Origin of the sequence: Microbacterium sp. VKM Ac-2870 (assembly GCF_015350795.1) — a bacterium.
GTDB lineage: Bacteria > Actinomycetota > Actinomycetes > Actinomycetales > Microbacteriaceae > Microbacterium.
Genome location: NZ_JADKSH010000003.1, coordinates 475,737 through 488,416, shown reverse-complemented (window position 1 = coordinate 488,416; position 12,680 = coordinate 475,737). Strand labels below are relative to the sequence as shown.

Below are 12,680 nucleotides of genomic sequence, written 5' to 3'. Positions count from 1 at the left end.
TGCAGACAAGGGATCTTGGGTGGCACCGTCCGGTGTCACGGTACTAAGGAGAATCACTATGGCAGCAGTGTGCCAGGTGACCGGAGCAGTTCCCGGCTTCGGTCACAACATCTCGCACTCGCACCGTCGGACGAAGCGCCGCTTCGACCCGAACGTGCAGAAGAAGACCTACTACGTTCCTTCGCTTGGTCGCAAGATCACGCTGAACGTCTCGGCCAAGGGCATCAAGGTCATTGACGCCCGCGGCATCGAGTCGGTCGTGAAGGACCTCATCGCGAAGGGTGTGAAGCTCTAATGGCGAAGAAGGCTCAGGACGTCCGTCCGATCATCAAGCTTCGTTCGACCGCCGGCACGGGGTACACCTACGTGACGCGCAAGAACCGTCGCAACAACCCCGACCGCATCGTGCTGAAGAAGTACGACCCGGTGATCCGCAAGCACGTCGAATTCCGAGAGGAGCGCTGATCGCATGGCTAAGAAGAGCAAGATCGCGCGCAACAACCAGCGCGAAGAGGTCGTCACCCGCTACGCCGAGAAGCGTGCCGAGCTGAAGAAGACCCTCGTCGACCCGAACGCGACCGACGAGGCCCGTGAGGCTGCCCGCGTCGGCCTGCAGAAGCTTCCCCGCAACGCGTCGCCCGTGCGCCTGCGTGGCCGCGACGCCATCGACGGTCGCCCCCGCGGCTACCTGTCGAAGTTCGGCATCTCGCGCGTGCGTTTCCGCGACATGGCGCACAAGGGCGAGCTGCCCGGCGTGACCAAGTCGAGCTGGTAAGCACCGACCACCGCATTCAGAAGGCCCGTTCTCCTCGGAGACCGGGCCTTCTGCGTTGCCCGCATGCCGTCGGTTCTCGTCGTCCGCACGGGATTCGGAACTCGCCAACGGAATCGGACGGGCGGCCACGCGGCATCCGATTCCGGTGCCTCGGTCCGATTCTGGTGCGGGTGAAGACGGCGGATGCCGGGTCACACCAGCCCCATCCGTCACCTTTGTGGGCCGACACGCCGCCCAGATGACGCGAGAAGGCCGGAAATCCGCGGATTTCCGGGGATCGTAGGTATATTCGGGGACGGTCCAACCGACCAAACCGGCCGCACCGCGTCCGGTCCGATCTCACTGAAGGCGGCATCCGCTGCCGTTCTGGAGGACACCCCAATGGCTATCACCAAGACTGAGCTCGTCGCGAGCATCGCCAGCGCCACCGGCGAGAGCCAGGCCACCGTCGGCCGTGTCGTCGACGGCCTGTTCTCGGCTGTCTCCGAGGCCGTCGCCAAGGGCGAGAAGGTCACGATCCCCGGCTTCATCTCGTTCGAGCAGGTCGCCACCGCCGCCCGCACGGGCCGCAACCCGCAGACGGGTGCGGAGATCAAGATCGCCGCCGGCAAGCGCGTCAAGGTCACCGCGGGCTCGAAGCTCAAGGCTGCCGTCAAGTAAGGACGCTCCTGCGAAGGGGGGATGCCGCTCGGCATCCCCCCTTCTGCGTGTCCGGCGCCGCGTAGGCTGGACGGGTGATCTCGTCCCTTGCTCAGCGCCTGGCGGGGCCTGCGATCCTCGTTGCCGCCGCCCTGGCCGCGCTGCTGCTCGGGCTGGTCTACGGCGGGGGCGCCCAGCCCCAGCTGCTGCTCGATCCCGGGCCGGTGGTCCGGTGGGGCCTGCCGATCATCACCCTCGCGGTGAACCTGACGGCGGCGGGTATGGTGGGCTCTCTCGTGCTCGCGCTGTTCGCGCTGCGCGCCGGTGAGCGCTCTTTCGATTCAGCGCTGGACGCGGCATCCATCTCCGCGGCGCTGTTCACCGTCGCGAGCGCTCTGAACACGTTCTTCACCTTCATCAACGTGCTGCCCTCGACGCCCAGTGCCGGCGCCGAGTTCGGCGAGCAGCTCGGCCGTTTCCTGGTGACCACCGACGCGGGTCGCGCCTGGTCGCTGACCGTGCTCGCGGGGGCTGCGCTGACGGTGCTCGCGTTCGCCGTGCGCGGCTGGACCTCGACGCTCATCGTCGCCATCCTCGCCGTCGCGAGCCTCATCCCCATGGCAACCCAGGGGCATTCGGGCGACGAGGCGGGACACAATGTCGCCGTCTCCGCGCTGGTGCTGCACATCGTCGGTGCTGCGGTGTGGCTCGGCGGGCTGATCCTGCTGGTCGTGCTGCGCCCGCAGTTGCACGCCGCCGAACTCGGCACCGTGCTCGCGCGGTACTCGACTCTCGCGCTGGCCGCCTTCATCGTGGTCGCCCTGTCGGGGGTCGCGCGCGCGATCGTCGGGGTCGTCGAGCCGCGCTACCTGCTCTCTCCTTACGGGGCGCTGTTGGGCGTGAAGGTCGTCGCGCTGCTGGTGATGGGCGCTCTCGGAGCCCGCTATCGCAGTGGGCTCATCGCGCGCATCGGCAGTGCGGACACGACGGGTCGGGATGCCGCGACGCGCCGCTTCTGGGGACTCGTGACGCTCGAGATCGTCTTCATGGGTATCGCGAGCGGCGCCGCGGTCGCGCTGTCGCGCACGCCGCCCCCCGTCGACACCCGGCTGCCCGACGTGAAGACGCCGGCCGAGATCCTGACCGGAACGCCGCTTCCGCCCGAGCTGACGATCACGCAGTGGTTCACCCAGTGGGACGTGGACATCCTGTGGGCGTTCGCGGTGGGCTTCGGCCTCTTCTTCTACCTCGCCGGTGTCTGGCGCCTGCACCGGCGCGGCGACCGCTGGCCGATCTATCGCACGCTCCTGTGGGTGCTGGGCATGCTGTCGCTGCTCTGGGTCACCAGCGGGCCGATCAACGCCTACCAGGACTATCTGTTCAGCGTGCACATGATGGGCCACATGCTGCTGACCATGGCCATCCCGATGATGCTGGTCTTCGGCGCCCCCGTCAGCCTCGCCTCGCGCGCGATCGCCAAGCGCGCCGACGGCACGCGCGGGGGACGCGAGTGGATCCTGTGGGCCGTCCACACCCCGTTCGCCCGCGTCGTGACGCATCCGCTGTTCGCCGCCGCGATGTTCATCGGCTCGCTCTGGGCGTTCTACTACACCGACCTCTTCCGCTGGACTCTCTACGACCACATCGGTCACGAGTGGATGGTGGCGCACTTCCTCATCTCGGGCTACCTGTTCGTGCAGTCGCTGGTCGGCATCGACCCGGTGCCGCTGCGCTACCCCTACGCGTTCCGCCTGCTCACCCTCATCGGGGTGATGGCGATGCACGCGTTCTTCGGCATCGCGATCATGATGTCGACCGGGCTGTTCGTCGCGGAGTGGTTCGGATCGATGGGTCGCACGTGGGGTGAGGCCCCGCTCGTCGACCAGTACACCGGCGGTGGCGTGGCGTGGTCGATCGGGGAGATCCCGACGCTGATCCTCGCCATCACGGTCGCGGTGCAGTGGAGTCGCTCCGACGAGCGCACGCAGCGGCGCACCGACCGCCACGCCGACCGCACCGGCGACGCCGAGCTGCAGGCCTACAACGCGCAGCTGGCCGAAATGGCCGCGCGCGACGCGCGCGTCAGCCGCTGAGCGTCACGCGCTGAGCGCGGGCGAGGGGTCAGCTTGCCGGCTCGACTTTGATCGACGCGGTGCCGTCGGGAAGCATCGTGATCGTCCCGCCGACCCGGAACGGGACGTCTTCGTTCACGTGGCGGATCGTTCCGTCGAAGATCGACTTGATGTCGACGACGACGTGCGCCACGGCATCCGTCGGAGTGATCGACCAGCCGGCACCGTTCGGGGCCAGCGTGATGGTGGGCTGCGTGACCATCGACCACACGGGCGGCTCGAGGATGCGGTTGCGCACCTGCAGGCCGAACGGGCATCCCGTGGGCTGGAGTACCTGCTGCGTCGTGCACGACGTGAGGAAAGACTCGACGCGGTCTTGAACGACCTTGATGAACTGCGTGGTCGGTTGCGTCTGGATGTCCACGGGCACCTCTGCCTGCGGCGAGTCAGAGAGAACCGCGACGCCGGGGCTCGTCGAGACGGGCGTGTCGACGGAGATCGAGTAGAGCCCGGGCGAGAAGACGAGCAGCGCCACCGGGGTCAGCGGATCGGTCGTCGTGCCCGTGCTGGATGCGATCTGGCGCGTGTCGATGGCGAACCCGTTGACCGAGAACGCCGTCGCACCGCGCAGAGTGAGGTCGATGACGGCCAGCGGGCTCTGTGCGAACCGCCAGGTGGGCGCGAGGCCCACCCATCCCGCGCGCTCGACGCGGAAGGTGGAGGTGCCCTGGTGGGGGCCGGCCTGGTACGACACGGTGACCGACTCGATGCCGCTGTCCGCCTGCTCGCTGACGACACGGATGTCCGACAGCGGGGCCAGCGCGGCACGCCGCAGCAGTGCTTCGCTGGCATCGGCAGGCAGACCCGCCGAGGTGAGATCGGTGGAGTCGATCGGCACACCGGGCAAGGCCAGCGCCTCCGGCGCGCGGCCCTGGCTGAGCATGTCGAGGTAACGCGTGACGAAGGCCCCCGGGCTGTAGAGCTCGCGGTACAGCGTGACGGTCGCGGCGCCGAGCGCGCCCAGCAGGAGCACTCCGATGATCGCCAGCGAGGTGAGGTCGAAAGCGAGTCGGCGGTTCATCCGTCGGCCTGAGGAACGGCGTCGGGGCGCGTCGCTGCGCCGCCGCGACACGCTCGCGTCGATCCCTTCCACCCCGTCCACATGTCCAGTCTAGGAAACGGATGCTGATGGCTAGCATGGATCCGGTGAGCATCCCCGCCCTCTCCGCCGAGCAGGAGGAGCTCTTTCGCCTCATCGAGGACACCCGCGAGCACGTGTTCGTCACTGGACGGGCCGGTACCGGCAAGTCGACGTTGTTGCAGCACCTGGCCTGGAACACCGAGAAACAGATCGCCGTCTGCGCGCCGACCGGCGTCGCCGCGCTCAACGTCGAGGGGCAGACCATCCACTCCCTCTTCCGTCTGCCCATCGGTCTCATCGCCGACAGCGAGTTGGAGCAGTCCGAACCGGCCCGTCGGGTGCTGCGAGCCATCGACACCCTCGTCATCGATGAGGTCTCGATGGTCAACGCCGATCTCATGGACGGCATCGACCGTTCGCTCCGGCAGGCACGCGGGCGCCGCTCCGAAGCCTTCGGCGGAGTGCAGATCATCATGTTCGGCGATCCGTATCAGCTCTCTCCGGTTCCTCCGCGGGGAGACGAGCTGCGTTACATCCAGGATCACTACCGCTCGTTCTGGTTCTTCGACGCGCAGGTGTGGTCGGGGCCGTCGACCGACGGCTCGACCATCCGCTCGGACGGCCTGCTCGACCTCGGTCGCGTCGGCGCACCGCTGCACATCCGGGAGCTCCGGCAGATCCACCGGCAGGCAGATGACGGGTTCAAGGCAATGCTCAACGCGGTGCGCCATGGCGTGGTGACCGCCGAGATCGCCGGCATGCTCAACGCGGCGGGAGCGCGTCCGGTTCCCGAGCCGGTCGAGGGTGAGGTGCCCATCATCACTCTCGCCACGCGAAACGACATCGTGGCGCGCATCAATCAGCGTCACCTCGATGCGCTGCCCGGCCCCGTGCAGACGGCACGGGCCGACATCAGCGGGGACTTCGGTCGCGGCGAGGCGTCATACCCCGCCGACACCGAGCTGCAGCTCAAGGTGGGCGCTCAGGTGATGTTCCTGCGCAACGACGTAGGCGGCCGCGGCGACGGTCCACGGTGGGTCAACGGCTCGATCGGCACCGTCACGCGCATCGCCGGGGGGACGGTGCGCGTGGAGCTGGACGGCGAGGAGGTCGACGTCGAGCCGGCGGTCTGGGAGAGGTTCCGCTACGCGTACGATCCGGGCTCACGCAAGCTGACGCGCGACATCGTCGCCGAGTTCACGCAGTTCCCGCTGCGACTGGCGTGGGCGGTGACCATCCACAAATCGCAAGGCAAGACCTACGACCGCGCCGTCATCGACCTCGGCTCGGGAGCGTTCGCGCCGGGCCAGACGTACGTCGCGCTCTCGCGGCTGACGTCGCTGGACGGCCTGTACCTGTCGCGGCCCCTGCGCCCGAGCGACATCCTCGTGGATGCCGACGTGCGCCGCTTCATGGCCGGAGTGCGCGCCGCGGGTTTCTGACCGCCGTTTCGCTCCCCCGCCCCGCCGAGAAACGACCTGGCGCCCCAAACGGCGGTGCGCCTCGGGCGCCAGGTCGTTTCTCGGCGACGCGGACGTCAGGCCGTCGCCGCCGCTGCCGACTTCGCCGAGGCGAGATCGACGAACAGGTCGGTGTTGAACTGGTACGCCACGAGCACTTCATCGATGACGCGCTCGCGCTCCGCGGCATCCCACGCGACGGCGTCGAGCTGTTCGCGGTAGACGTCCTTGAAGGCGGCGGGGTCGGCGATCTCCTCGAAGAGGTAGAACCCGATGCCGTTGGTCTCGAAGCCGAACTGGCGGGCCATGAGCTTGCCGATGAACAGGCCACCGGAGAGGTCGCCGAGATAGCGCGTGTAGTGGTGCGCCACGAAACCGCCCGGCCAGCTCGCGCCCACCTCCCGGATCCGCTCGACGTAGCGACGGGTTGTGGGAAGCGGCTCGATGCGGCGCTGCCAGTCGTCGCCGATGAGGAACGCGAGGTCGGCCTCGATGGCGGGCAGCCGGGTCAGCTTGTCGCTGATGAACGGTGCGGCGATCGGATCGTGCCGCATCGTGTCGGCCGCGGCCTCCAGCGCGTCGTAGATGAACCAGTGCTGGGCGACCAGCGCGACGTAATCATCGCGCGTGCCGCGGCCGCGCATGAGGTCGTCCATGAACCCGGCGTGCTCGCTGCCGGAGTGGGCGGCGCGCGAGCGCTCGCGAAGGGCGGTGGAGAACGGGATCAACTCGGTCACGACCGTCAGTGTATCTGAAACTAAGGCTCACCTAAACTGAAGGTTTGCGGTGATTCTCATGAGCCCGGTCTAGGCGTGCGGGCGCGGAGGGATGCCGAGGCGCGCACAGGCCTCGTCGTAGAGCGCCACGATCTCGCGACGCACCTCGCGGCGCTCGGTGATGTCCCCTCCCGGCCAGGGGATGCGGATCACATCGTCGGTTCCGTCGGCGAGCGTGACCTGCCACTGTCCGGCGGCACCGTCGAAGGTCACCATCTGCGAGGCCACGACGTCGGTAAGGGGCGAGAACGCGCGGGCGATGAGCAGGTTGTCGTCAGAGTGGTCGTCGTTCATGTGGCCGAGCACGCCGGCCAGTGCGTCGTCGTCGAAGGTGTGCGCCATGGCACCCACCCTAGAGCGCGGTTCGACGCCGACCAGGAGCGTGGGCCGTCGCAATGGCGGGGGAGAATAGTGACAGGTATGTCACGGCGTCGGGTGGCGGAGAGTTCGTGTCCTACGCTGAAAGGACTGATCAGGGGGTGAGGATGCGGGGTCTTCGTCGATCGCGACGCGTCGCGGCATTGGCAGGAACGATCGCGTTGGCGATCGCGCTCGCCGCCTGTTCATCGGACGACACGGTGCACCTCGCCGTGCCTGATCAGGTAGACGGCGCGATCGCGTCTGACATCCAGGGCCAACTGCAGACCGCCGTCGAGAAGGCCGTCGCCGCGGCCGGCGCCTCCGGCGCCATCGTCGGCGTGCGCGTGCCCTGGTCTGGTGTGTGGAACGCGGGCATCGGCACGGTGGCGCCCGACGGAGCCTCCGTAGGCAGCGATATGACCTTCCATGCGGGCGCCGTCACGCGGTCGATGACCTGTGACGTGCTTTACGGTCTGGTCCACGACGGGGTGGTCTCGCTCGATGACACCGCCGGCAAGTACGTCACCGGTATCGGTGATCAGGAGAACCTCACGCTCGGCCAGCTCTGCGACTCGACGACGGGTCTGGCCTCTTATGCCCCTCAGATCGACGTGCGCACACGGGCGACACCCGAACGCCAGTGGAACCCGCGCGAACTGCTCGGCTACGGACTGTCGCGCGGCGCCGCCGCCCAGCCGGGCACCGTCTTCGCCGATTCGGACACCGGCTATGTCCTGCTCGGGCTCGCCCTCGAGCGCGCGACCGACAAGAGCGCCGACCAGCTGTACCAGCAGTACGTGTTCGGCCCCAACGGCCTGCGGAGCAGCTCGTTGCCCAGCACCGGCAATGCCCAACTTCAGGGCCTGTGGACGGGGAACGCTGCCGATGGCACGGCGGCGTGCACGGCTCCGACCCCGATCGTCGACCTGTCCCCGACCGCCGGATTCACGGCATCCGGAGTCATCAGCGACCTGACCGACCTCAGTCAGTACGCCCAGGCGCTCGCGCTGGGACTGCGTTCGTACGACGCGCCCGGTCGGTTCGAGAACGCTCTGCCCGCCGTCGCGAACGGGCCCTCCTGGTTCACCGCGCGCGGCGGTGCCTACCAGGCCGGCAGTCTCATCGGCCAGTACGGTTCGGTGCCGGGTGCCCTGACCGCGGCCTTCGCCGACCGCAACACCGGCATGAGCGTGGTCGTCACGATCAACAACTCGCGAGCGTCCGCCGATCTGGTGCGAAACCTCGCCTGGGAGCTGGCCGCCATCGCCTCGAAGGCGCCCGCCGCCTCGGGCCGCACCGCACCGCAAGCGGGGCTGCCGTGGACCGCCGAGGACATGGCCGCTCAGGTCGCTGCCGCCGCGGTGTGCCCCATCCCGTGACCGTGTCCCTCCGGTGATGAGCGCTCGGGCGCCCCGCACGTCCGCCGCTCCCACGGCTGTCGCCCTCGTCGTGGCGGGGCTGGCGTGCCAAGAAGGCGGCGCGGCGATCGCGGTGACGCTGTCTTCCGATGTCGGTGCGCTCGGCATGGTCATGCTGCGTCTCGTGTTCTCGGCGCTGATCCTGCTGGTCGTCGCCCGGCCGAACCTGCGGCGGCACGGTGCCGCCGCGTGGCGCGACGTCATTCTCTTCGGCGTGGTGCTCGCGACGATGAACGGGCTCTTCTACCTGGCTTTGGAGCAGCTGCCGCTGGGCGTCACCGTGACGATCGAGGTGCTCGGTCCGCTCGCGCTGTCGATCATCGCCAGTCGCCGCCGGTCTGCGTGGGTATGGGCCGGTCTCGCGCTGGTCGGCGTCGCTGCGCTCGCCGGCGGCGGCTGGGACCGCCTCACTGTGGTGGGAGTGCTCTTCGCCCTGGGCGCGGCGGCCAGCTGGGCGCTCTACATCCTCGCGTCGGCGCGCGTCGGCGCCACCTTTCCCCGACTCGACGGGCTCGCCATCGCGATGTCCGTCGGTGCGCTGCTCTCGGTCCCCTTCGGCATCCCATCGGCCGGTGCGGCTGTCCTGCGTTCCGAGATCCTCGGGCTCGGCGCGGCGGTCGCTCTCCTGTCGTCGACGCTGCCGTACACCTTCGAGCTGATCGCGCTGCGGCGGCTGCCGGCCGCCGCGTTCGCCATTCTGATGAGTCTCGCCCCTGCGGTCGCGGCGCTCGCCGGCTGGGCGCTGCTCGGCCAGCATCTCGTCTGGCTGGAGATTGTCGGCATCGTGCTGGTCATCGTCGCCTCGATCGGCGCCGTTCGAGCGGCCGGCCGCCGCGCGCGGGAAGCCGCCGAACCGCTGGGCTGAAACCCTGGGCTGAACTGCTGGGCTGAACCGCGGGACTGAACCCGGCGCGGTCAGCCACGTTCGGCTCCCGAACAGCCGAGCGTGACAGGATGCCGCGGTGACCGTTCGCTCCACCGCTTCGCGCCGCCGCTCCGGAGGTCGCAGCCGCGCGCGTCGTCGTCCGGCGGTCGGCGTGCGGCGGCGTCGACAGCTGCAACGCCGGCGCGCGGTGGCGCTCGCCATCGCAGCGGTGCTCGCGGTCGGGCTGGGGATCGCGGGTGTCGCGATCGGACAAGCGGTGCATCATGCGGCCGTGTGCGCCGAGGCCGACGGCTTCGGCCGCGAGCAGCTCGACAACGCGCGGACCATCATCGACGCCGGCCGCGACGCCGGACTCCCCGTTCGCGATCAGACGATAGCGGTGATGACGGCCCTGGGCGAATCGAGCCTGCAGAACATCGACTACGGCGACTGGGAGACCGGCGGCGTCACCAATCCCGACGGCAGTCGCACGACGTCCATCGGGTTGTTCCAGCAGCAGGACGGGTGGGGAACGCGTGAGCAACGTCTCGACCCGTACACGGCATCCACGCTCTTCTATCGCGCCATGGTCGCCGACGTGCCCGAGCCCGAACGCTCGGCGACCGACCCGACGACGGTGGCGCACCGGGTGCAGATCAATCGCGACCCACAGCACTATGCACCGTACTGGCCGCTGGCCGAGCGCATCGTCGGCGTGCTCGATGACCCGACCGTGATCGATACCTGCCTCTGAGGCTTCAGGTGCGGGGCGGGCGCCCCAGCTCGACGGCCACGACGGCCAGCGTCGTGCCGACGGCGGCGGTGACGAGCATCCCGATGGGCGTCGGCACGAACGTCGCCGCGAGCACGGCGGTGACTCCGACCAGCAGCAGCACATTGCCGACGAGGGTCAGGGCCGCGCGCACGGTCAGCACCCAGATCCCCAGGATGAACAGGGCGACGGGGACGGTGAGGGTGGCGTGGGCCACGACGTTCGACAGCGCTGCCTCGTGGTCGATGTCGTCGACGGCCACTTCGATGCCCGCGGAGAAGGCTCCGGCGGCGGCGAAGATCACGTAGTGGAAATATCCGAAGCGGATCGATGACGCCAGCGTGCGGATGTGGCGATGATGTTCGCGTGAAAAATACACCCACCACATCCCGGCGGCGATCACCAGGCCCGCGGCCGACAGGACGATGAGTTCGGTCGTGTGCTCGCCGCGGTCGAGGGCGTCGATGATGGCGCCCGCCGACGCGAGGATCGACTCGCCGAGCAGGATCAGGGTGAAAAGGCTGTAGCGCTCGGTGATGTGGCGGGCGTTCCACGGTGTGTGGGCGTCGCGTTCCGCCCACACCGGCACGAGGGACTCGGCGAGCACGAGCACGAAGAAGGCGATGAGCCCCGCGGCCGGCGGAAGCAGAAGTCGCAGCACCCACGCGACCTGCACGAGCGCGATGGCGCCCGCATATCGCAGGCAGACGCGTCGGAACTCGGGGACGGATGCCGCCGCGCGCAGCCACTGTGCCACCATCGCCAGTCGCATGATGACGTAGCCGAACGTGACGATGGTGAAGTCGCCGTGTTGCATCGCTGCCGTGATGCCGCTGGCGAGCACGAGCACGCCGGCCATCTGGATGATCGTCATCACCCGGTAGAGCCAATCGTCCACGGCGAACGACGTCCCGAACCAGGTGAAGTTCATCCACGCCCACCAGATCGTGAAGAACACCATGATGTAGCTCGCGACCGCGAGCCCGAGTTCGCCGTGCGACTCCATCAGGTGCAGCTGCTGTGACGACAGCGAGACCGCGACCACGAAGACGAGGTCGAAGAACAGTTCCAGCGGGCTCGCCGCCCGGTGCTGCTCGCCGGGCTCGCGCGCCGTCATCGATCGGATGCCGCGACGAGCGCGGGCTGCCGGCGTGGGTGTCGTCATCCGCGTGGACTTTACGCGCGCCGCACCGCGACGAAGGAGGCGGGGTCGAGGTCACCGGTCGGCGACACGAAGATGCGTTTGACGTCGCCCGGCGAGCGGGGGTCGAAGACGAGCGGGCGCGACTCGCCCTCGCGAGGGACCTCGGTCACGGGTAGGAGTGTCATGCACGTCACCCAGCGGCGGGCACCCTGCCCGTCGTCGAATGCGAACGTGAGGGTCAGCGCCATCCGTGCGGCATCCGTCACCGGCAGCGGAGCGGAAGTCACCTCGGCGTCGACGAGGCGGCCGGAGGCCAGCAGCTCGGCGGCGAGGCCGGCGTTGCGCCGGCGGTACCGCTGTGCCCGCGCCCGGCCGATCAGGCTCAGCGCCGTGAGCAGGGCGAACATTCCCGGCAGCCACCAGAGACCCGTGTACATCACCCACCCGCCGACGTCCCACGCCTGGTCGTCGTGGAAGGTCGGGTCGACGGCAGTGCCGACGGCATCCGGTGCGGCCCAGAAATTCGTCGAGACGAGGATGCCGATCGTGATGCCCAGAAGGATGATCGATGCGGGACCGATGAAGGCGTAGTAGGTGCGCCGACCCGTGTAGCGGTGGTTCCACGCCCCGTATGCGCCCATCGACAGCAGGCAGCCCACGATGCCGACCGGCAGTGCGGTGGACCGTAGCTCGACCGGTATCCCGCCGTCCCAGGAGCCGAAGACGCTGTTGATCGTGACCACGCGCAACTGGTCGAAGAACCCGCCGATCCCGAAGCCGAGCACCGCCGCCGCCACGAGCCCGACGAACGCCCAGATGAGCGTCGCGGCGAGGGCTTTGCCCGAGCCCTCGAGTCGACGGTTGCGTTCAGCGGCGACGTCCTTCGGATCGGTGAGGCTCATGCCTCCCAGCGTAGAACGGGCCGCTACTCGATGTCGGCGATCGCGGTGCGAGGAATGAGCGGAACGACCAGCAGGCAGACGGCGATGAGGCCGAGGAGGGCGATGAGTGTCACGGACACCGCGGCAATGTCACCGGAGTCAGAAGCGCGAGGAAGATGCTGGTCACCACGAATATCCTCGACCTCGACCTCTACCCGCCCGTGCCGGTTCCGCTCGCGGTCGGGCGCTGGTCGTCAACCTCGCGTGCGCGATGGTGCCCGGACCGTCTGGACCGCCGCGCGACGCGAAGTGGATCCGGTTGCGCAGAACTCGGATGCCGAGGGATATGGATGGAGGGTTGTTCGCTTTAGTGCGAG

General features: G+C 68.7%; 14 protein-coding genes. 9 read left to right on the top strand and 5 right to left on the bottom strand.

Features of this window, described 5'->3' with window-relative positions; all coding sequences use genetic code 11:
* Positions 1-58 precede the first annotated feature (58 nt).
* From rpmB to ITJ43_RS09645, 5 genes are all read left to right on the top strand, one after another.
* A complete protein-coding gene (gene rpmB, locus ITJ43_RS09665; RefSeq protein WP_005051771.1) occupies positions 59-295 on the top strand; it encodes a 50S ribosomal protein L28 in 237 nt (78 codons plus the stop codon).
* Positions 295-465 (top strand): 50S ribosomal protein L33, encoded by a 171-nt coding sequence (gene rpmG / locus ITJ43_RS09660; protein ID WP_005051772.1) that lies wholly within the window; start codon positions 295-297, stop codon positions 463-465. Before rpmB ends, rpmG begins: the two co-directional genes overlap by 1 nt.
* Positions 466-469: 4 nt before the next feature.
* A complete protein-coding gene (gene rpsN, locus ITJ43_RS09655; protein ID WP_194583616.1) occupies positions 470-775 on the top strand; it encodes a 30S ribosomal protein S14 in 306 nt (101 codons plus the stop codon).
* Positions 776-1,156: 381 nt separating this feature from the next.
* Positions 1,157-1,435, top strand: coding sequence for an HU family DNA-binding protein (locus tag ITJ43_RS09650; protein ID WP_194583615.1), 279 nt, complete (start codon positions 1,157-1,159; stop codon positions 1,433-1,435).
* Between the two features lie 77 nt (positions 1,436-1,512).
* Positions 1,513-3,507, top strand: a complete 1,995-nt coding sequence (locus ITJ43_RS09645; RefSeq protein WP_323741204.1) for a cytochrome c oxidase assembly protein — start codon at positions 1,513-1,515, stop codon at positions 3,505-3,507.
* Positions 3,508-3,535: 28 nt separating this feature from the next.
* Here ITJ43_RS09645 and ITJ43_RS09640 read toward each other — a convergent pair whose 3' ends face one another.
* Positions 3,536-4,567 (bottom strand): hypothetical protein, encoded by a 1,032-nt coding sequence (locus tag ITJ43_RS09640; protein ID WP_228495631.1) that lies wholly within the window; start codon positions 4,565-4,567, stop codon positions 3,536-3,538.
* Positions 4,568-4,683: 116 nt separating this feature from the next.
* Between ITJ43_RS09640 and ITJ43_RS09635 the strand changes: the two genes are divergently transcribed.
* On the top strand, positions 4,684-6,069 hold the full coding sequence (locus ITJ43_RS09635; protein WP_228495729.1) for an AAA family ATPase: 1,386 nt from the start codon (positions 4,684-4,686) through the stop codon (positions 6,067-6,069).
* A 95-nt stretch (positions 6,070-6,164) separates the two neighbouring features.
* Here ITJ43_RS09635 and ITJ43_RS09630 read toward each other — a convergent pair whose 3' ends face one another.
* Together ITJ43_RS09630 and ITJ43_RS09625 are read right to left on the bottom strand one after the other, a co-directional pair.
* Complete coding sequence (locus ITJ43_RS09630) at positions 6,165-6,824, bottom strand: heme oxygenase (biliverdin-producing) (RefSeq protein WP_194583613.1); 660 nt, start codon at positions 6,822-6,824, stop codon at positions 6,165-6,167.
* Between the two features lie 69 nt (positions 6,825-6,893).
* Positions 6,894-7,205, bottom strand: a complete 312-nt coding sequence (locus ITJ43_RS09625; RefSeq protein WP_194583612.1) for a DUF2470 domain-containing protein — start codon at positions 7,203-7,205, stop codon at positions 6,894-6,896.
* Between the two features lie 143 nt (positions 7,206-7,348).
* Here ITJ43_RS09625 and ITJ43_RS09620 point away from each other — a divergent pair, with 143 nt between their 5' ends.
* The 3 genes from ITJ43_RS09620 to ITJ43_RS09610 all read left to right on the top strand — a co-directional run bounded on the left by ITJ43_RS09620 (position 7,349) and on the right by ITJ43_RS09610 (position 10,260).
* Positions 7,349-8,602, top strand: coding sequence for a serine hydrolase domain-containing protein (locus ITJ43_RS09620; protein ID WP_194583611.1), 1,254 nt, complete (start codon positions 7,349-7,351; stop codon positions 8,600-8,602).
* 16 nt (positions 8,603-8,618) lie between these two features.
* Positions 8,619-9,506 (top strand): EamA family transporter, encoded by an 888-nt coding sequence (locus ITJ43_RS09615; RefSeq protein ID WP_194583610.1) that lies wholly within the window; start codon positions 8,619-8,621, stop codon positions 9,504-9,506.
* A 97-nt stretch (positions 9,507-9,603) separates the two neighbouring features.
* A complete protein-coding gene (locus tag ITJ43_RS09610; RefSeq protein ID WP_323741185.1) occupies positions 9,604-10,260 on the top strand; it encodes a peptidase M23 in 657 nt (218 codons plus the stop codon).
* Positions 10,261-10,264: 4 nt separating this feature from the next.
* On the opposite strand, the gene ITJ43_RS09605 is transcribed toward ITJ43_RS09610, so the two are convergent.
* Both ITJ43_RS09605 and ITJ43_RS09600 read right to left on the bottom strand, forming a co-directional pair.
* Positions 10,265-11,443, bottom strand: a complete 1,179-nt coding sequence (locus ITJ43_RS09605; protein ID WP_228495630.1) for a low temperature requirement protein A — start codon at positions 11,441-11,443, stop codon at positions 10,265-10,267.
* Positions 11,444-11,454: 11 nt separating this feature from the next.
* Complete coding sequence (locus tag ITJ43_RS09600) at positions 11,455-12,324, bottom strand: hypothetical protein (RefSeq protein WP_194583609.1); 870 nt, start codon at positions 12,322-12,324, stop codon at positions 11,455-11,457.
* Positions 12,325-12,680 lie beyond the last annotated feature (356 nt).

What these genes read in the sequence shown, in the direction of transcription:
- rpmB (WP_005051771.1), top strand. Translation starts at nt 59, where the DNA reads ATGGCAGCAGTGTGCCAGGTGACCGGAGCAGTTCCCGGCTTCGGTCAC.
- rpmG (WP_005051772.1), top strand. Translation starts at nt 295, where the DNA reads ATGGCGAAGAAGGCTCAGGACGTCCGTCCGATCATCAAGCTTCGTTCG.
- rpsN (WP_194583616.1), top strand. Translation starts at nt 470, where the DNA reads ATGGCTAAGAAGAGCAAGATCGCGCGCAACAACCAGCGCGAAGAGGTC.
- ITJ43_RS09650 (WP_194583615.1), top strand. Translation starts at nt 1,157, where the DNA reads ATGGCTATCACCAAGACTGAGCTCGTCGCGAGCATCGCCAGCGCCACC.
- ITJ43_RS09640 (WP_228495631.1), bottom strand. Translation starts at nt 4,567, where the DNA reads ATGAACCGCCGACTCGCTTTCGACCTCACCTCGCTGGCGATCATCGGA.
- ITJ43_RS09635 (WP_228495729.1), top strand. Translation starts at nt 4,684, where the DNA reads ATGGATCCGGTGAGCATCCCCGCCCTCTCCGCCGAGCAGGAGGAGCTC.
- ITJ43_RS09625 (WP_194583612.1), bottom strand. Translation starts at nt 7,205, where the DNA reads ATGGCGCACACCTTCGACGACGACGCACTGGCCGGCGTGCTCGGCCAC.
- ITJ43_RS09620 (WP_194583611.1), top strand. Translation starts at nt 7,349, where the DNA reads ATGCGGGGTCTTCGTCGATCGCGACGCGTCGCGGCATTGGCAGGAACG.
- ITJ43_RS09615 (WP_194583610.1), top strand. Translation starts at nt 8,619, where the DNA reads ATGAGCGCTCGGGCGCCCCGCACGTCCGCCGCTCCCACGGCTGTCGCC.
- ITJ43_RS09605 (WP_228495630.1), bottom strand. Translation starts at nt 11,443, where the DNA reads ATGACGACACCCACGCCGGCAGCCCGCGCTCGTCGCGGCATCCGATCG.
- ITJ43_RS09600 (WP_194583609.1), bottom strand. Translation starts at nt 12,324, where the DNA reads ATGAGCCTCACCGATCCGAAGGACGTCGCCGCTGAACGCAACCGTCGA.